Origin of the sequence: Streptomyces sulphureus DSM 40104 (assembly GCF_000381025.1) — a bacterium.
Taxonomy (GTDB): domain Bacteria; phylum Actinomycetota; class Actinomycetes; order Streptomycetales; family Streptomycetaceae; genus Streptomyces; species Streptomyces sulphureus.
In genome coordinates this window covers 895,970-914,142 of record NZ_KB905813.1, presented here as the reverse complement: position 1 = coordinate 914,142, position 18,173 = coordinate 895,970, and the positions used below count along the sequence as shown (strand labels likewise).

At 69.4% G+C, this 18,173-nt stretch carries 16 protein-coding genes and 3 pseudogenes; 12 read left to right on the top strand and 7 right to left on the bottom strand.

The genetic code is table 11. The annotated features are described in order from the left end of the window. Positions 1-17: 17 nt before the first annotated feature. Positions 18-620: a TcmI family type II polyketide cyclase gene (locus tag F603_RS36360; protein ID WP_158678600.1), complete on the top strand. Its 603-nt coding sequence runs from the start codon at positions 18-20 to the stop codon at positions 618-620. Here the strand turns inward: F603_RS36360 and F603_RS35495 are convergent. Beyond that, positions 596-862 (bottom strand): hypothetical protein, encoded by a 267-nt coding sequence (locus tag F603_RS35495; RefSeq protein WP_211231003.1) that lies wholly within the window; start codon positions 860-862, stop codon positions 596-598. The two genes, F603_RS36360 and F603_RS35495, sit on opposite strands and share 25 nt — an antisense overlap. 64 nt (positions 863-926) lie before the next feature. Between F603_RS35495 and F603_RS0104180 the strand changes: the two genes are divergently transcribed. From F603_RS0104180 to F603_RS31540, 7 genes are all read left to right on the top strand, one after another. Next, positions 927-2,198 carry a beta-ketoacyl-[acyl-carrier-protein] synthase family protein gene (locus F603_RS0104180; RefSeq protein WP_019544762.1) on the top strand — a complete coding sequence of 424 codons (1,272 nt, stop codon included), beginning with the start codon at positions 927-929 and terminating at the stop codon, positions 2,196-2,198. Next, positions 2,195-3,388, top strand: a complete 1,194-nt coding sequence (locus F603_RS0104175; protein WP_019544761.1) for a ketosynthase chain-length factor — start codon at positions 2,195-2,197, stop codon at positions 3,386-3,388. The genes F603_RS0104180 and F603_RS0104175 overlap by 4 nt, the downstream gene beginning before the upstream one ends. Before the next feature lie 79 nt (positions 3,389-3,467). After that, positions 3,468-3,731 (top strand): acyl carrier protein, encoded by a 264-nt coding sequence (locus F603_RS0104170; protein ID WP_019544760.1) that lies wholly within the window; start codon positions 3,468-3,470, stop codon positions 3,729-3,731. A gap of 27 nt (positions 3,732-3,758) precedes the next feature. Beyond that, positions 3,759-4,544: a 3-oxoacyl-ACP reductase FabG gene (gene fabG / locus F603_RS0104165; protein ID WP_019544759.1), complete on the top strand. Its 786-nt coding sequence runs from the start codon at positions 3,759-3,761 to the stop codon at positions 4,542-4,544. 40 nt (positions 4,545-4,584) lie between these two features. Continuing rightward, the gene (locus F603_RS0104160; protein WP_019544758.1) at positions 4,585-5,535 is read left to right on the top strand and encodes an aromatase/cyclase; all 951 of its coding nucleotides are present in this window, start codon (positions 4,585-4,587) and stop codon (positions 5,533-5,535) included. A 149-nt stretch (positions 5,536-5,684) separates the two neighbouring features. Continuing rightward, positions 5,685-6,431 carry an alpha/beta hydrolase gene (locus F603_RS0104155; RefSeq protein WP_019544757.1) on the top strand — a complete coding sequence of 249 codons (747 nt, stop codon included), beginning with the start codon at positions 5,685-5,687 and terminating at the stop codon, positions 6,429-6,431. Then, the gene (locus tag F603_RS31540) at positions 6,428-6,823 is read left to right on the top strand and encodes a lipocalin-like domain-containing protein (RefSeq protein WP_019544756.1); all 396 of its coding nucleotides are present in this window, start codon (positions 6,428-6,430) and stop codon (positions 6,821-6,823) included. Before F603_RS0104155 ends, F603_RS31540 begins: the two co-directional genes overlap by 4 nt. 162 nt (positions 6,824-6,985) lie before the next feature. Here the strand turns inward: F603_RS31540 and F603_RS0104145 are convergent. After that, positions 6,986-7,189 (bottom strand): annotated as a pseudogene (locus tag F603_RS0104145) (translocation protein TolB); the annotation flags it as partial. A 199-nt stretch (positions 7,190-7,388) separates the two neighbouring features. Between F603_RS0104145 and F603_RS35695 the strand changes: the two are divergent. Further along, a pseudogene (locus tag F603_RS35695) lies at positions 7,389-7,535 on the top strand (AsnC family protein); the annotation flags it as partial. Positions 7,536-7,557: 22 nt separating this feature from the next. On the opposite strand, the pseudogene F603_RS35690 reads toward F603_RS35695, so the two are convergent. The 3 genes and pseudogenes from F603_RS35690 to tap all read right to left on the bottom strand — a co-directional run. Beyond that, positions 7,558-7,800, bottom strand: a pseudogene (locus F603_RS35690) (SDR family NAD(P)-dependent oxidoreductase); the annotation flags it as partial. Between the two features lie 270 nt (positions 7,801-8,070). Further along, a complete protein-coding gene (tpg, locus tag F603_RS0104140) occupies positions 8,071-8,649 on the bottom strand; it encodes a telomere-protecting terminal protein Tpg (RefSeq protein ID WP_019544754.1) in 579 nt (192 codons plus the stop codon). 3 nt (positions 8,650-8,652) lie between these two features. Next, entirely contained in the window at positions 8,653-10,776 is a 2,124-nt protein-coding gene (tap, locus tag F603_RS31535) for a telomere-associated protein Tap (RefSeq protein ID WP_026328125.1), read from the bottom strand. 940 nt (positions 10,777-11,716) lie between these two features. On the opposite strand from tap, the gene F603_RS0104125 reads away from it, so the two are divergent. Next, a complete protein-coding gene (locus F603_RS0104125) occupies positions 11,717-12,994 on the top strand; it encodes an outer membrane protein assembly factor BamB family protein (protein WP_158678599.1) in 1,278 nt (425 codons plus the stop codon). A 230-nt stretch (positions 12,995-13,224) separates the two neighbouring features. Here F603_RS0104125 and F603_RS0104120 read toward each other — a convergent pair whose 3' ends face one another. Beyond that, positions 13,225-13,638, bottom strand: a complete 414-nt coding sequence (locus tag F603_RS0104120) for a VOC family protein (RefSeq protein WP_019544750.1) — start codon at positions 13,636-13,638, stop codon at positions 13,225-13,227. A gap of 85 nt (positions 13,639-13,723) precedes the next feature. On the opposite strand from F603_RS0104120, the gene F603_RS0104115 reads away from it, so the two are divergent. Beyond that, entirely contained in the window at positions 13,724-14,500 is a 777-nt protein-coding gene (locus F603_RS0104115; RefSeq protein ID WP_019544749.1) for a TetR/AcrR family transcriptional regulator, read from the top strand. A 163-nt stretch (positions 14,501-14,663) separates the two neighbouring features. Here the strand turns inward: F603_RS0104115 and F603_RS35685 are convergent, their stop codons facing one another. Next, a complete protein-coding gene (locus F603_RS35685) occupies positions 14,664-15,245 on the bottom strand; it encodes a DNA-processing protein DprA (RefSeq protein ID WP_245600681.1) in 582 nt (193 codons plus the stop codon). 1,712 nt (positions 15,246-16,957) lie between these two features. On the opposite strand from F603_RS35685, the gene F603_RS0104105 reads away from it, so the two are divergent. Beyond that, positions 16,958-17,791: an SAM-dependent methyltransferase gene (locus F603_RS0104105; protein ID WP_019544747.1), complete on the top strand. Its 834-nt coding sequence runs from the start codon at positions 16,958-16,960 to the stop codon at positions 17,789-17,791. Positions 17,792-18,173 lie beyond the last annotated feature (382 nt).

The following is an 18,173-nucleotide window of genomic DNA, read 5'->3' as shown; positions in this document are numbered from 1 at the left end:
AAATGGAAAGGGGAAACGTGCAGACTGCCATTTGGATGTGCCGAACAGAACCCGACACCATCACACAGACACGTGATTCCTTCGCTGAATTCGATGCCACCGGTGAAGCCAAAGCGGCAGGTTTGCTTCGGCGCCAGCTTTTCAGTTATCACGACCTGCTGATACAGGCCAGTGATGTCACCGATGCCGACGACGTGACCGTGCCAGCCCCGAGAGACTCCCTCGAGGCCGAGGCGACCCTCTTCTACCGGTGGGACGGCGAGCCCACCGCCCCGGGGCAACCGCTGCACAGCACGGTCATCGTGAACCGGATGGACCCCGCGGTGATCCCCAAGGTCTCGGCGCTGTTCGCCGAACTCGATGCCACCGACTTCCCGCACCACATGGGTACGCGCCGCCGCCAGTTGTTCAGCCTCGACGGCGTCTACTTCCACCTGCAGGACTTCACGACGTCGGACGGGTACGCGCTGATCGACCAAGCGTGGAAGGAGGCGGACCCGCGGTTCATCAAGATCTGCCGGGAGCTCGAACCCCTGGTCAAGGTGTACGACCCGACGAGCTGGCGCTCCACCGCCGACCAGGTCGCCACCCGTGTCTACCGCTGGGAGGCCCCAGCATGAGTTTCCTGAGTCAACTTCCAGGCCGCCAAGAGGGCGTCGGGGGCGGTATTGATCTTTCCGTTGGGCTGATGAATGTCGGGGTCGTAGCAGGCTCCATTGCGCCAGCAGGCCCAGATCACGCGGAGCCAGGCATGGGCCGGGATGCGGGTGGCGTGAGGGTTGCGGTCCCGCGCGTCGGTGTAGATCTTCGCGGCCCACGCGCTGCTGTGCCGGCTGTTGTCAGCACGGGTGGTGATCGCCATGCACCCACAGGAACCGAGGAGTCACAACCCTACCGAAGAGGGCTGTAGAAGGGATGGTCCCCTGATGAGCGAACGGCGCGTGGTCATAACCGGAATGCAGGTCCTCGCCCCAGGCGGGGTGGGAACCGGTGCCTTCTGGGACCTGCTGACCGAAGGCCGTACGGCCACCCGGATCCTCACCTTCTTCGACCCCACGCCGTTCCGCTCCCGGGTCGCTGCGGAGATCGACTTCTTACCGGAGCAGCACGGACTGACCCCACACGAGGTACGGCGGATGGACCGGGCCGCACAGTTCGCCGTGGTCGCGGCGCGCGACGCCGTCGCCGACAGCACTCTGGACACCGCCGCCCTCGATCCGTACCGGATCGGCGTCACCATCGGCAGCGCGGTGGGCGCCACCACGAGCCTGGATGAGGACTACCGAGTCGTCAGCGACGGCGGCCGGCTCGACCTGGTCGACCACACCTACGCCGACCCGCACTTCTACAACCACTTCGTGCCCAGTTCCTTCGCTGCCGAGGTCGCCCGGGCCGTGGCGGCCCAGGGGCCGAGCGGTGTGGTATCGGCGGGGTGCACCTCCGGGCTAGACGCGGTCGGCTACGCCGTTGAGCTGATCCGTGAGGACAGCGCGGACATCATGGTCGCCGGTGCCACCGACGCGCCGATCTCGCCGATCACCATGGCCTGCTTCGACGCGATCAAGGCGACCACCCCGCGTCACGACGAGCCGGCCCACGCCTCCCGTCCCTTCGACGGCACCCGCAACGGGTTCGTCCTCGGCGAGGGCGCCGCGGTGTTCGTGCTGGAGGAGCTGACGAGCGCGCGCCGCCGTGGGGCCCGTATCCACGCGGAGATCGCGGGATATGCGACCCGGAGCAACGCGTACCACATGACGGGTCTGCGCCCCGACGGGGTGGAGATGGCGGAGGCGATCACCGTCGCCCTCGACGGGGCCCGGATGGACCCCACCGAGATCGACTACATCAACGCGCACGGCTCGGGCACCAAGCAGAACGACCGGCACGAGACCGCCGCCTTCAAGAGGAGCCTCGGCGAGCACGCGTATCGCACGCCGGTGAGCTCCATCAAGTCCATGGTGGGGCACTCGCTGGGCGCGATCGGGTCCATCGAGATCGCCGCGTCCGTCCTGGCGATCCGGGACAACGTGGTCCCGCCGACGGCGAACTTGCACACGCCCGATCCGGAGTGCGACCTGGACTATGTGCCGTTGACGGCGCGAGACCAGCTCGTCGACGCCGTCCTCACGGTCGGCAGCGGCTTCGGCGGGTTCCAGAGCGCCATGGTGCTGGCCGCACCGGAAAGGAACGCGGCATGAACGCATCCGCGGTGGTGACGGGGCTCGGCGTCACCGCACCCAACGGACTCGGCGTGCGGGACTACTGGAACGCGACCCTCGCAGGCAAGAGCGGCATCGGCCCGCTCACCCACTTCGACGCCGCCTCGTACCCGGCGAGGCTCGCCGGAGAGATCAACGGTTTCACGGCGGAAGAGCATCTCCCGAGCCGTCTGATGCCGCAGACTGACCGGGTCACCCGGCTCTCCCTGGTCGCCGCGGACTGGGCCCTCGCGGACGCGAGGGTACGGCCGGCCGAACTGCCCGCATTCGACTTGGGCGTGATCACCGCGAGCTCGGCAGGCGGGTTCGAGTTCAGCCAGCGGGAGCTGAAGAACCTGTGGAGCCGGGGCGGTCAGTACGTCAGTGCCTACCAGTCCTTCGCCTGGTTCTACGCCGTCAACACCGGCCAGATCTCCATCCGCAACGGGATGAGGGGCCCCAGTGGCGTCGTCGTCACCGACCAGGCCGGCGGCCTGGACGCGGTAGCGCAGGCCAGGCGGCAGATCCGCAAAGGCACCTCGCTGATGCTCGCCGGCGGGGTCGACGCCCTACTGTGCTCCTGGGGCTGGGTCGGACTGCACGCCGGCGGCCGTCTCAGCACCGCCGACGAACCCACCCACGCCTACCTCCCGTTCGACGACCGGGCCGACGGCCATGTGCCGGGCGAGGGCGGCGCTCTGCTCACCCTGGAAGCCGCCGACGCCGCCCGCGCCCGCGGAGCCAGGGTGTACGGCGAGATCGCCGGGTACGCCGCCACCTTCGACGGGCGGGAGACCGGCCTACGCCGGGCCGTGGAACTGGCCCTCGCCGACGCGAAGACGCCCCCGGGGGATGTGGACGTGGTCTTCGCGGACGCCGCCGCCGAGGCCGACCTCGACGGCGTCGAGGCCTACACCCTCGTCACGGTGTTCGGGCCGCACGGCGTCCCGGTCACCGCGCCGAAGACCATGACCGGCCGGCTCTACGCAGGGGCCGCGGCCTTGGACTTGTCCACGGCGTTCCTCGCTCTGGAGGACGGGCTGATCCCCCCGACGGTCCACGTCGAACCCGCCGACCGGCACGGTCTCGACCTCGTCGTCTCCCAGCCGCGCGCCGCCCGTCTGCGGACCGCGCTGATCCTCGCCCGTGGCCACGACGGCTTCAACTCCGCCATGGTCGTGCGCTCTTGACCCTCCACGCTCCTGAAACCCCACGTTCCTGAGCCCCTCACGCTCCTGCACACGCGCCCCCACAAGGAGGAATTCCTTCATGTCACACACCACCTTCACCTTCGACGACCTCAAACGGATCCTCCTCGAAGGCTCCGGCGTCCCCGAGGGCGCCGACCTCGACGCGGACATCCACGACACGCAGTTCGCCGACATCGGTTACGACTCGCTCGCCCTGCTGGAGACGGTCGGCCGGGTCGAGCGCGAGTACGGCATCGACCTGGAGTCCGTCCTGGGAGACGCCACGACCCCGCGCGCCTTCGTCGACGTCGTCCGCGCGCAACTCCCCGTCCAAGCGGCCTGACACCTCACCGAGAAGAACGGAGGAGAGATGACACAGCAAGAGCGGCGAACCGCCCTGGTCACCGGCGCCACCAGCGGGATCGGCCTGGCCGTCACCCGGCTGCTGGCCGAGCAGGGACACCGGGTGTTCATCGGGTCGCGCACCGAGGACAAGGTCCTCGCCACCATCAAGGAACTCCAGGATGAGCAACTCGACGTGGACGGAACGGTCCTCGACGTCCAGTCGCCGGCCTCGATACGCGGCTGCGTCCAGGCGGCCGCCGAGAGATACGGCACGGTCGACGTACTCGTCAACAACGCCGGCATCAGCGGCGGTGGCATCACGGCCGACATAGCCGACGAGCTGTGGGAAGACATCGTCGACACCAACCTCAACAGCGTTTTCCGGCTGACGCGGGAGGTGCTGACCACCGGCGGCCTGCGGCACCAGAACTGGGGTCGCATCATCAACATCGCCTCCACCGCCGGCAAGCAGGGCGTTGTCCTCGGCGCTCCCTACTCCGCCTCCAAGCACGGCGTCGTCGGACTCACCAAGGCACTGGGCAACGAACTGGCCCCCACGGGCATCACGGTCAACGCCGTCTGCCCCGGCTACGTCGAGACGCCCATGGCACACAGGGTGCGGCGGAATTATGCGCGTGTGTACGCGACTTCGGAGGACGCGATCCTGCAGAAGTTCCAGGCGAAGATACCGCTGGGCCGCTACTCGACCCCCGAGGAGGTGGCCGGGCTGGTCGGCTATTTGGTTACCGACGCCGCGGCGTCCATCACCTCCCAGGCCCTGAACGTCTGCGGGGGCCTCGGCAACTTCTGACCGCGCCACCCGTCCCGCACCGAGCCCCGAGGAGTTCCCCATGGCGTCCGAACTGCACGAGTCCGGGCACGAGATCAAGATCGGCGCTCCGGCCGATACCGTCTACCACCTGCTGGCCCACGCGGAGGACTGGCCCCGGCTCTTCCCGCCGAACATTCACGTCGACCATGTGGAACGGAGTGAGCGCGAGGAGCGCATCCGCATCTGGGCCACCGCCGACGACACCGTCAAGAACTGGATTTCGCACCGCACCCTGGACCACGAGAACCTGCGCATCCGTTTTCGACAGGAGGTCACAGCGCCCCCGGTGGCGGCGATGGGCGGCACCTGGCACATCGCCGCCCTCCCATCGGGGGAGTCACTGGTGCGTCTCACGCACGACTACCGGGCGGTCGACACAGAAAGCCTCAGCTGGCTCGACGACGTGGTCGACAACAACTCCCGCGCCGAACTGGAGTCTCTGCGAACCATCGCCGAGTCGGGCGCCGCCAACGATGAACTCACCTGCTCCTTCGAGGACACGGTCCGCATAAAGGGCTCCGCCACGGACGTGTACGACTTCATCGACCGGGCGGACCGGTGGACCGAGCGTCTGCCGCACGTCAGAGCGGTGCGACTGGAGGAACCCGTGCCGGGCCTGCAGACGCTGGAGATGGACACGGTGGCCAAGGACGGCATATCCCACACCACAAAGTCGTACCGGGTGGGAATGCCACCGCACCGGATCGTGTACAAGCAGGTCACCCTCCCCGCCCTGCTGAGTCTGCACACCGGCCGCTGGACCGTCGCACCCGACGGCGACGGCGTCACGGCCACTTCGCAGCACACGATCAGCGTCGACCCCGACGCCGTGGCGCGGGTCCTGGGCGCGGACGCGACGGTGCGGGACGCGATCGAGCACGCCCGCACCGCGCTCAGCACCAACAGCCTCGCGACACTCACCCTGGCCAGGGAGTACGCGGAGCGGCGCGCCGGGGACGCTCGGTCGTGACGACGGCACGGCCGAGCGTCCCCGCGCCACCGTCACCGACGGTCCGGGAGATCACGCTGGACGCGGACGGGGTCCCGCTTTCCGGACTTCTCGCCCGTCCGCGGCACACTCCGTGCAGGGCGACCGTCGTCGCTCTGCACGGAGCGGGTATGACTGCGGGATACTTCCACGGACCGGCCCGTCCGGAGACGTCGTTGCTGGCCCTCGCCGCGGATCTGGGATTTGCGACGGTGGCCCTCGACCGGCCCGGCTACGGTCTCTCCGCCGGTCGGCTGCCCGCGGGACAGACGGTTGCGGAACAGGCGGTCACCCTGACGTCGGCACTGAGCGACCTGACGGCCCGGTACGAGACGGGCGCCGGGCTTTTCCTGCTCGCGCACTCTTTCGGCAGCAAGCCGGCGCTGCGGATCGCGGCGGACGGGACGGTGCCCGGGGTGCTCGGTCTCGCGGTCTCTGGATGCGGTGACGAGTACCTGGTCCCGCTCACCGTGCCGGCCGGCTCGGCCGGACACCGGCAGGGCAGCTGGGGCCCGCTGCGGCTGTATCCGCCGGGTACGTTCCGGGCGAGCTGCGCGGTCGTCGCCCCGATACCGCCACGCGAGCTGGCGGACGCCGCGCGCTGGCCGGAGGCATTCGCACGGCTGGCCGGGCTGATCCGGGTGCCCGTGCGGTTCACCTTCGCCGAGCACGAGCGCTGGTGGCGCACCGACCGGCGGGCGGTCAACCGGATACGGTCCCGGCTGCACGCGGCGCCCCGCGTCCTGATTGACCGTCAGCCCGATGCCGGGCACAACATCAGCCTCGGCTGGACGGCGCGCGCGTACCACGAAGGCGTGCTCCGCTTCGTGGCGGACTGCCTGCGGCACGACAAGACCGGTGAGGAGCAGCGGACATGACACATGATCTGGTCGGTGTGTGGCGCCTCCAGGCGTTCCACGACGTGGACGAGGCGGGACGGCCAGTCGGGGAGGGCCCGCTCGGTACCGCCCCGGACGGGATGCTCGTGTACACCGCCGGCGGCCATGTCTCGGTGAGCATGATGCCCACGACACCGGGGCCGGGCCCCTCCTACATGGGGTACGCGGGCGACTGGCGTGCGGTGGGCGGGAAGGTGGTGCACCGTATCCGGATCTCCTCACGCGCAGACTGGATCGGCACGGAGCAGAGCCGGGACGCCGAACTAAACGGTGACGTGCTCACCGTGCGTGCCACTCGGGAGGTGGACGCGCGCCCACAGCGCCGTGTGCTCGTGTGGCGGCGGGCCGAGCGGGGCGGGAGGACACGGTGAGCACCTCGGTGACCCCCGTACTCTCACCGCCCGTGGAAGTTGACGACCACCCCTTGGTGGCGGCCCTCTGCATCTTTGCTCCCGGCGCACTGCGTGCCCTCGCGTGCGGATGGAGCGCGACGCCGGTTACGGCCGACGTCACGCCGCGCTCCGGGACGGCGGTCAGAAGCGGAACGACCCCGTCACCTCGTACGTGATCCCACCGGCTGAACTCCCCCTGGTCCCCCGCCGGCTGGAGAAGTACAGCCGGGAGCCGTCGGGCGAGAACGCCGGGCCGGTGATCTCCGAGCCCGACTGCCCGTCGATGCGCAGGAACGGTGCGATGACGTCGTCCGACGTGATGATGCAGATCTCCATGGTGTCGCCGTACTGGCACCCGCCACAGGGACCCCAGGTGTGTGATGAGTGTGCAGGGGTGCCGGATCGTCGGGGTCTGCCACCTGGGGGTGAGGGGGCACGGGTGCGTGCCGGAGGCATGTGTCTCGCATGACCATTTGAGTCCGACCGCCGATGGCGCCAACCGCCGCTCATTTGACGGATCGCCGCACACCCATAGCTTTGTCGGGTGAATTCCATCACGCTCGACAAGATCGACCGCGACCTCGCGCACGCCCTCCAGATCGACGGGCGCGTCCAATTCAGCAGAATCGCCGAGGTGCTCGGCGTCTCCGACAGCACGGTCGCCCGGCGCTATCACCGGCTGTCCTCGGCGGGCGTGCTGCGGGTGGTGGCCTCGCGAGGTCCAGTTGGAGGTGCTGCACATGCGCGCCGACGACGCGAAAGCGGATCGAGGCCATGGCGGCGTCGGCTTTCGTGGCGTCCCGGCTGCCGAGTGGCACGACGGCGCGGGTGGCGGCGAGCTGCTCCGCGGCGAAGTAGCCGATCCCGGCGTTAGCCCCAGTGACCAGGAAGGTCCTGCCCTGAGCAGACGGCAGCCGGTGAACGTCCCACGTTCGACTCTGGGCTGCGGACGACACCATGACAGGTCCTAGCTATCTGGAGCAGCGCGCTCATGAGGAGCACCAACCCGCCCAAGGTCGCAACCTCCACCCGACAGACCGCAGACGGATCACGGACACCGCCGACAGACTTCCGACACCCCACCGGAGAACCACCGACAGCAAGAAAGCTGCTGCGCCGCGACCGGCGCAGAACTCAGAGCAAAGCGTGGCCAGGTGAAGCACTCAGTGGCCAACTGAAGTGCTCAGACACAATCGGCGAAGCCGGAGTTCGGTCCGGATTCCCCTTTATAGGTCGACGTCGATGTAGTCGATGTCGCCGAACTCGGCGCCGTGGTCGACGCTGCCGAAGCCGACCTGGAGGCCGTGGGCGCGCCGGCCGCCGTCGCGGAAGTAGTGGAAGGCCAAGGCGTCCACCAACCGCTGCTGCTGTTCCTGTTCGGGGTCTCCGCGGCGGTGGGCTGCGACGATGTCGCGCGCGCTGGCCGGGGGGATGTACTGGGTGATCAGGCGCAGCCGGGGTTCGTTGGTGGTGCCGCCCGGGGCGCTGTAGCCGAAGCGGGCGCGGGCTTCGACGGTGAAGCCCTCCCGCTCGGCCCGCTTCAGCGCGGCACGGCGCAGGCCCGGTTTCCAGTGCCGGCGCAGCTCGCGCTCCAGCGCGGCGGCGAGTTCGGGGCGAGGGGTGCGGGAGGCGCCGCGCATGTAGCGGCGCACCGTCGTCGCGGAGGTGCCCAGTGCGCGGGCGGCTGCGGCGGCGGTGCCGAGGTGGGCGACGAGGTGTCGCATGCGGGCCGGGGCGGTGGTCGGCAGCGGGGTGGTGACGGCTTGTTGGGTGGCGCGCTCCAGCGCGTCGTCGAAGACGCCCATCGTCTACTCGCCCTCCGCGACCGCGTCGGAGCCTTTGATGTGGTTGGCGGGGTTGCCGCCCTGGTCGAGGAGTTCGGCCGCCCACAGCAGTGGCCGGCTGCCTTCGTGTTTGATTCGGCCTGGGGAGGGGCCGAGGGCGAAGACGCCCTTGGTGAGCGGCTGCCCGTCGGGACCGGTCGGCAGAAGATCGAGCGGGGAGGGGCCGGCCGCGGGGTAGACGACGCAGTCGGAGAGCACCGCGAGGGGGTAGAGGCCGTGGTGGGCCATGTTCCGCATCTTGCGGTGCATGGCCGTGCGGGCTTGGGCGATGACGGCGGCGCGGATGTCGGGACGCCAGGTGGGGCGTTGCAGTGCGGACCAGGGCTGTCCGGGGCGCCATCCGCGGCCGGCCGCGCGTTCCCGCAGCTTGCCCAGGCCGCCTTTGACGGTGGCCTTGATCGCGCCGAGGACTGCGACTTCGCCGGGGTCGCCGTCCTTGTGGTGTGCCATTGCCTCGAGGTACTGCTGCGGGGTCATGTCGTCGGTGACGCCGAGCTGTTGCATCGTGGTCATGTAGGCGTCGCGGAGCCGTTGGTACCAGGGGTCGAGGTAGGCGCCCTTGTGCGGGCGTACCCACGCTTCCAACGGAGCGATGTCGGCGCCGAGTTCGGCGGCGTAGGCGACTGTGGGCGTCGCGTACCAGGCCGGTCCGGTCGGACGGGTGCCGTCGGGGGTGAACGGTGAGGGGAGGCGCTCATCGACGTGGATGTGGGAGAGGTCGACGAGCCAGGAGCCGGGCAGGCGCTTGTCGAACTGCGGGCGTTGGACGTGTTCGGGGGCGCCGAGACCGACGGTGAGCCGGTTGGCGGCGGCGAGGAACGCGCAGTTGACGTCGAGACCGACCGCCCACGGCATGGCGCACTCGGCATCGCTCAGCGTCTCCGGGTCGCGCGCCCAGTCGTACGCCTCCTCGTTCACCGCGACGTCGGGGGCTTCGTCGCGGGCGCCGACCAACGGGTGTCCGAAGGGGGCCTCGGGCGGCGCCGGTTCGAGGGGCTCCTCCCCGAGGGAGTCCGGCCGGATCTCCTTGACCCAGTCGCCGTCCTCGCCGCGCACCGGGCGCGTGGGCGGGCGCAGCGCGGTCATCAACTCCAGGCCGGCCACAGCGGTCGAGCCGCGCGGGGTGAGGACCCGAGACGCGTACGCGCCCAGGATGCGGGCGAGTTCGGGTGCGGGCACCTGGTCTTGTGCGGCCGCGGCGGCGAGGGGGCCCCAGGCGCGCTCCTCCAACGCGCCCCAGCCGGGCAGGCAGAGCTGCACGCACTGCCTGCGCTCCCGCACGGCGGGGCGGTAGATCCTCGCCCACGGGCCGAACCCCCGACGCGTCAACTGCCAACCCGCCGTGACGAGTTGGGACAGGACCGGGTGATCATCCGGGAGGCGTCGCAGCCGCGGCCCGCCGTCCGTGGACGGCACGTCGGGAGCCTGCCCCGGCAGACCGAGGCGGGCCGCCGCGGCCGGAGTCAACACCAGCAGCGGGTCCGCGTCCCACCCGTGCTCGTGCAACCGCGAAGCACCGATCCGGGTCTGCTGCAGCGTCCACTCCACCAGCTCGACGACCGAGCCGGCCGGGCAGGACAGCAACTGCCCCCCGACTCCGTGCGCGTGCCCTTCCCCGTCCAGGACTGCGAGCGGACCATCCGCATACCGCGAACCCTCCGCCGAAGCCGGGCCCGAAGCCGGCTTTTTCCGCGCCGCCTTCTTCGCGGCCGGCCGCCGCGGGGTTCGCGTCGAGGACGCGGGCGTCGACTCCACAACAGCCGACGTGGGCACCGACGCAGGTGCGGCCGGGGTGAACATCGCGTGCGCCGATGCCGTCCCGGCCTCGGACGGCGCCGGCGGGGCGGGATAGAGCTCGGCGAGTTGCCTCAACAGCCGGGCATAAGCATTGCGTTCCGGAGGTCGGGGTTCTCGCTTGCCTGCTTCCCAGTCACTGACGGTCGCCCGACGCACCCCCAGCGCCTCCGCGACCTCGGCGACGGTGAGCCCGTGCGCCTTCCTCAAACGCTGCCGCTCCGACGGCACAGGCAGCGATGCGCGGGAGGCGACCAGCGCGTCGATCGCCTCGAAACGCTCCTCAGATTCCACGCCCCACACGCTACCCCAAACGCACAGTTCACGTATTCGCCGCGTACAAGTCGCGTACATCGAGAGAGGAGAGCGAGATCCGGTGCGCCGAACTCGCCGCCAGGATCTCGGAGAAAAGCAGGCCACGCATGCGGAGTTGCAGGGCTGGCCCCGCAACCTCTCTCCGTGCCCACTTCACGACCGATCCCTACGACGAAAGGCACCCATGCACGGCGACAAACACACAAGAAGACCCCGGCGCCTGGACGAGCTTGGACGGATCGAGGCCCGGGTGGCGTTGACGCACGCACCGGCACCGGCACGTACGGCTGCATTGCCACATCAGCGCCGGGACACTCCTCCTCGCGGCCCCGCTGCTGCTCTTCCGCCGACGCCGTCAGCAGATGGGCGAGGACGGAGCCGACCGTCCTCGCCCACGATTGTTTCGACGTAGGAGGCGCGGACGCTGCGGGTCACGTCGCAGACGCTCGTCGACGGCCAGAAGTTCGAGCGGCTGCCGGCCTGTTGGCACCGCGGGCGACCGACTACGTCGGTGTCCGGCCAGCCCAAGTCGCGGCCCGACGGCGGAAAGACCTGGGTGCAGCCACCTGCGGCTGCACCGCAGCCTGGGCGGGAGCGATACCGCTGGCCACAACAGTCGGGCGATGGACGGCGCTTCGGATCTCCAGGCAGTCGATCGACACGGCTGCCGACGGTGCAACCTCAGAGGAGTCGACGTGCAGAGAGTCCCTGTGTGCGGTCAGGGTATGGGCGCGAGGAGAAATCATCTGAATCGTGATGTGAGGTCGTGTGAGTAGCACCAGTGGCGTCGGCCCGTACCCGCCAGGGTATCCGGCCCCGCCGGTAGGGCCCTTCCCTCCGCCCCCCCCCTCAGCCACCGCATCCGCCGCGGCCTCCTCGCCGACGGCGTCGAGTCGCGGCGTTGTTGACGGTCTGTGTCGTGAGTGTGGCTGGTGTGGGCGCGTGGTTGATCGCCTCGCCCGGCCAGGACGACGCGCAGGGGAAAGGCGCGGCGGAGAAGGAGGCGCGGATGCTGTGGAGCCTGCCGCTGGAAGAGGCGCAGCAGGCTCCGCGAGCGTCCGGTCATCGCGGTGTGTGGGTCAGTCGGGAACAGGTCGTCAAGTCGTTGCCGGAGCGGGTGGTCGGCTTGGATCGGACCACGGGAAAGCAACGGTGGGAGGTGGCTACCCCGGGCGGGCACGTGCGCTGCCAGGCATCGACCTCGGCGGGCGGTGGTGTGGCAGTCCTGGTAGGTGGGCCAGGAGAGGACGACTGCTCCACAGCATGGGCAGTCGACGTCCACCGCGGAAAACTTCTGTGGACCAAGAAGCTTGCCGAGAACGACGAGGACTTCGAGCTCGACTACCCTGCGCGGATCGCACGCAGCGGCGAAACGGCGGTCGTCGAAGCAACAGGTCGAGTCACGACGGCTTTCCACGCGCGTACGGGGAGGGAGTTGTGGCGCGAGGGAGCGTCCCTCTACGGGCGGTCCGACTGCGTAGGGGAGGAACACGTCGGGGGTAGCCAACTGGTGCGCAAACAGCGCTGCGAGGAGGAAAGCACTCCTGCGTCAGGTGTTCCGTTCAGTGTCGCGGTAGTTGACCCTGCCTCCGGTCAAGAGCGCTGGAGTCAATACCTCGGGCCCGAGGGGACCGTTGCGCACGTCCTGCATGCCGACCCCGTCGTGGTGAACACTCCCAAGAACTACTCCACCGCGCGGTTGAGCATTTTCTCCCGCGAGGGGGAGATCAAGCTTGAGCGGGGTGCCGAGCACATACTCAAGCACGTGGACGAAGACGGCGGCTCGTCCCCGGACCTGATCATCCGGAAGGACGTCATCGCGGCGGCAGTGACCGAGGACGACGCGGACGAAGACAGAAACAAGATCGTCGCCTGGTCGCCCTCGTCGGGCAAGCGGCTGTGGGAGCGCGAGACCACCGGCTACATGCAGAAGTACCGGCCGGTGGATACCGACAGCAAGGAAATTCTGGCCCTGTCCGACGGAAACGACCACCACCCGGTCCGCTTGGTGAAGTTCTCCCCGAAGAGCGGACGACCGAGCACGGTGCGTACGTACACGGCCGACACAGCCGGCGGTAAGGCCGGTCTGCGACCGCTGCCGTACCTACGCGACGGCACGTTGTACCTCACCCCTGGAACGAGCCCCCAGGTCGAGAGCGACGAGCATGTGTCGCTCATGGCGCTCACCGCCTCCTGACCGCCCCATTTCGCTGGCGCACGTAGTGCGCTGATCCGGAGGGAGCGCTGCACGCTACCGCGGCCGTCCTCCGATGCTCCCGGTGGACGGCCGCGGCCGCTCGGTCGCAGCCGGTGACCCGGCCCGCTGTCCTCCTTCCCTTCGCGACTGCGCCAGTCGATCGCCGAAGTCGTTCTCGCGGGCTTTCACACCTGGATCAGCGGCCGTCGACCGGCGCGTGGAGAGGGGGTTCACGCGTGCGTCTCCGCGTGTCCGCTCCTGCTTTCGTTCTGCGTGGCCCATTCGACCAACTCGATGGGGACCCCGTTGGGGTCGGCGACCATGAACAGCCGCTCACCCCACGGCTCCTCGAGGGGCTCCAAGGTGATGGTGACGCCTTCGTCGCGCAGCCGCTCGTACTCCTTGCGCAGGTCGTTCACGACAAACGCGAGGATCACCCCGTCCGCGTGCCGGTCGCGGAAGCCCTCGGGGAGCACTTCGAGGCCGCGCCGGTGGAAGATCACGTTGGGCGCGTCGGGGTGGCCGAGGGACGCGAAGCCGTCGGCGGCCACGGCCTCGGTGTAGCCGAAGTACCGGCTCAGGAACGAGGCGGAGGCAGGAACGTCGTCAACGGTCAGGCATATGGCGGTGTCGGTGATCTGCACGGGACTCCTCGGTGGGGACTCGAGCTTTCTCTGTACGTTGTATTCTATACATCGTACACAGTATTTGCGACGGGCTGGAGACGCGGTGACGAAGAACCGCAGCGGAGGTGGGGACCCCGTCCGCACCCTGGAGCTGTTGTGGCGTGAGGTCGGCGCCCCGGAGCCGTCGGCCGGGCGGCGCGGCCCCCGCCAAGGGCTGACCGTCGGTGCGGTGGTCGGCGCAGCGGTCGAACTGGCCGACGCTGAAAGCTTGGACGCCCTGACCATGCGCGCCCTGGCCCAGCGGCTCGGCGTCACGCCGATGACCGTCTACACGTACGTCCCCGGGAAGGACGAGCTGCTCGACCTCATGCTGGACGAGGTGTACGGGCGCATGGAGCTGGCCCCCTTCGGCCCGGACGAGCCGTGGCGTGATCGGGTCACCCGGGTCGCCACAGACAACCGGGACCTGTTGGCGCGTCACCCCTGGATCGCCGAGATGTCCGTCACCCGTCCACCCCTGGGCCCCGGCGTGATCGGCAAGTACGAGCACGAGCTGGCGGCCTTCGAGGGCATCGGCCTGCCCGACGCCGAACGGGACGCCGCGCTCACCCACCTGCTGGGCTTCGTCCATTCCACCGCCTGGGCCGCAACCGACTCGGCCGAGCTGAACAGCCGACAGAGCGACGACGACTGGTGGGCCGAGGTCGGGCCGCTGCTCGCCCGGGTGATCGACGGCGAGCGATACCCACTCGCCAAGCGGGTGGGCGAGGCCGCCGGTGCCTACAACACGGACATGGTGTGGGCGTTCGGGCTCCAGTGCGTACTGGAAGGTCTGGAACGGTGGGCCGACCGGCATGCTGGCGGGGCGGACCCGCGGTAGGACGTGGGGAAGCCGGCTGGCGGCGGCAGCCCCAAGCCGGGGCGGCACGTGGGGTTGAGAAGAAGCCTCACAAGCCGGGCCGAACGCGCCCCTCGACCGAAGGCGACGCGCTCCTCGACGTTGTCGGTGAACCACCGATCCCGCCGGAGCGCCTCTGGCGGGGTCATCCCCTCCAGCGGACGCGGGCGAGGACCAGTCCGCGGACGTCAGCGGCTCCGGTGTCCCGAAGGCGGAGGGCATTGAGCTGGGAGTCGTTCGTGAAGACAAGCGCCGACCAGCAAGGTTGTGGCCCCCTTGATGTCGTCGGTACCCCGGCGCCGTCGTCGCGGAAGTGCCCCAGAGCGCAGGCGGCTGCCGCAGCGCTGCCGAGGTACCCGACGAGGTGCCGCAGCCTGACCGGACTACCGGCCGGCAGCGGGTGGTGACGGCTCACTGGGCGGCGCGCTCCAGCGCGTCGTCGAAGACACCCATCGTCTGCTCCTCCTCCGCGATCGCAAGGGCGTCGTCGCCTTTGACGTGATCGGCGGGTTGCCGCCCTGGCCGAGGAGCTCGACCGCCCACAGGAGCGGTCGGCGAGGCCACTGGCGATCACGACGTCGTGCTCGACGAACTCGCGGGCCGTCCGGGCCGCCAGGCGCAGACCGTCCGAGGCAGCCCGGCGGGTGCCGACGACGGCGATGGAGCGGGCGTCGCGCGGATGGAGTGCGCCGCGGTGGAAGAGGAACGGCGGCAGGTTGCCGATCATGCGCAGGTTCGCCGGGTGATCCCCGTCAAGGACGGTGACCAAGCGCGCACCCGCATCCCGGACGGCGGCCGGCTCGTCGTCGACGCGGGTGCAGGTCTCCTCGCGACCCGCGGCCAGACCCTGCTGCCACAGGGGCCGGGATCGGGGCAGCACCCTCGGCCACTTCTTCGTCACGGCAGTCGGTGACGTCGAGCGGGCCGTCTGACAACTCCCAGTGAGTGCAACCGAGTTGAGGTCCGTGGCCGGGATCTTCGGAATAGGCACCGTAGACGCGCCAGCGGGCTCGGTCATACGGACAGATTGCGCCCCGGCGCCCTTCCGTCAACCTCGCAGTTGCGAGGTACGCAGAGCCCTTTCAAAGGGCGAGACTTGGCAAGCCAAGAACCGAGCAGCAAGGGACAGGGGGAATAGGTGAAGAGTCTTGCATCTGGTCTGGTAGCGGGGCTGGCCATGACCGGGGGGTGTGGTAACCGCTGCGACGGCTTCCGCTGCGTCTGGGGGAGATAACTCCCCTGAGTCGCCCTCCTGCGTGACAAAGGGAGTTGGCGAAGCAACTGGTAGCGCCAAGTGCACCGGTGAGACGGTCATCATGCGGCATCGGGTATTCGTGAATTGCAGCGACGGATCGATGCATTTCGGCGAGTGGTCCTACAACAACGAGTGGTCAAGTGCGACATGCCCCCACCCACAGGCCGTTACGTCTGTCGGCGTCGACACCGACTTCAAATGACAGGAGAAGTGCCGGACAGGTTACTGAGAGCTGTATCGCCGTAGCCGGACAGGCACGCGGCGGCGTCTTCCCGCCCCACCGAGGGGAGGGAGGCGGCGCATCGGCCGGCTCCCCCGCGCTCGACGACGCTGTCGCTGTCGAGGGCGTCGAGGATGTGGCGGGGTAAGTGGCGCGGGCGGAATCGGTCTTAGGCCGACCCGCCCATGACCGGGTGAACACCGAGCACGACGAAGACGTTCAGGTCGCCCTGGCTGTGCTGCCAGTGCCGCGAGCAGGCCGCACGGCGCCGGCGACGCCTCTTGCACCGCGCGGCACGACGCGGGCCGCAAGCGTGCGGACAGCAGCTCCCCGGCAGCATCGGTGGCGACTCGGGGGCGGGTCGGGTGTGGGCGGACGTCGTGGCCGGGCCCAACCAGGGGCCACTCGCCCGGGACTTCGGCGAGGACTGGGCGTGCGGTGACGCCGCGGCAGGCGGACGTCGGCGAAGGCATCGGAAAGTTGGTGTGTCGGGGTGTTCGCGGTGCAGGTGCTGTTGCGCGGTTTCAGCACGCACCCGGTGCGGGCGAAGGCGGCGGCGTCGCCGGCCATGGGCGCCTCCTCGCGCTCAAGAGCGTGAAGGATGTGTGCGGGGACGCGCGGGAGGAGTACGCCTCCGCAGCCGACGACGGCGCACTTTGAACGGCCGTACCCGCCGAACTCTGTCTGTGTGGTGGAAGCTCGAGTATCAGGCGCCGGGTGTCAGGGGCGTGACGCCGGCGAGGTGCCCGGTTGTGGGATGGCCGGTGTCCTGTTGCTGGGCAAGAGCGAGGACGGAGGACCTGCCACATCACCGCAGGCAGAAAGGCGGGACGGGCGGTCTCGCGGGCTTGACCTCGGTCGCTTCCCGCGTGCATGGTCACATCCCCAACTACTGGTTGTAGCAAGCGGGTTGCGGTCGCCCCGCGTCGGTGATCATGTATGGGAAACGCACCCGAGGGGGACCATGGACGCACACGAGACGCTCGGGCAGGACAAGCCGCACTCGGCCCGAGCCTATGACTACTACCTGGGTGGCAAGACGAACTACCGGGCCGACCGAGAGGCGGCCGCGGCAACGATGCGGGCATGGCCGGACGTCATGGTCGCCGCGCGAGAAAACCGGCACTTCATGCATCGCGCCACGCGCTATGCCGCCGAGGAACTGGGGATTCGGCAGTTCCTCGACATCGGGACCGGTGTTCCGACCGAGCCGAACCTCTACCAGGTCGCCCACCGCTACCAGCCGTCCGCCAGGGTCGTCTACACCGACAACGACCCGATCGTTCTCACCTACGCGCGCGCCCTGCTCACAGCAGGCCCGCCCGGGCACATCGACTACATCTCCGCCGATGTTCGCGAGCCGGAGAAGGTACTCGAACGTGCAGCGGAAACTCTCGACTTCGACCAGCCCGTAGCTCTCTCACTGATCGCGCTCATGCACTTCGTCGTCGAGCAGCCGCACGACGTGGTGCGCACCCTTGTCGGAGCACTGCCCTCCGGCAGCGTGCTCGCGCTGTCACACGTGACGGAAAGCCTCGACGAACCGGGCCGGGACGCCTCCGTCGCCGCCGCGCTCCGGGAGTACAGAGCCCGCGGCATCCCCGTGCGTGGTGACGTCGACCAGGAGGAGATGCAGCAGTTCTTCGAAGGGCTGGAGCTTCTCGAACCCGGCGTCGTGCCAACCTGCGACTGGAGACCGGACCTCGACCCCGCGGCCACGGCAGACCTGCACCGTCTGCCCGGCATGATCTCGGCGAGCGAAGCCGGGGTGTGGGCGGGCGTCGGTCGCAAACCCTGACTCTGCTCGGACGAGCAGGTGGGCCCGGGGCGCGGACGCTTCGGGCCCCGTCTGTCTTCGGCGCGGTTCACCTCCAAAGGCCGGTAACACGGCGATGCGGACACGTGTGCTCAAGACCGTGTCCTGTGTGGTCCGGCAGACTCTGTCTCAACGTGGGTGCTGTCGTCGGCTGCTTGCCGCGTGGCACAGCCGTGGAGGCGGGGCAGCGGTCCTGCCGGACACCTTCGGAGAAGCCGCTCGGGCTGCGTACCGCCCGTACGCTCGTGAAGAGTTGGGACCGGACACGTGCCTGCCCGGTCCCATACGGCAGCGTCGGCACGGGCGGTCGTCGCGTCCGGGCTCTCGGTCCGGAGCCCGGACCGGTCAATACGCGGTTGATACA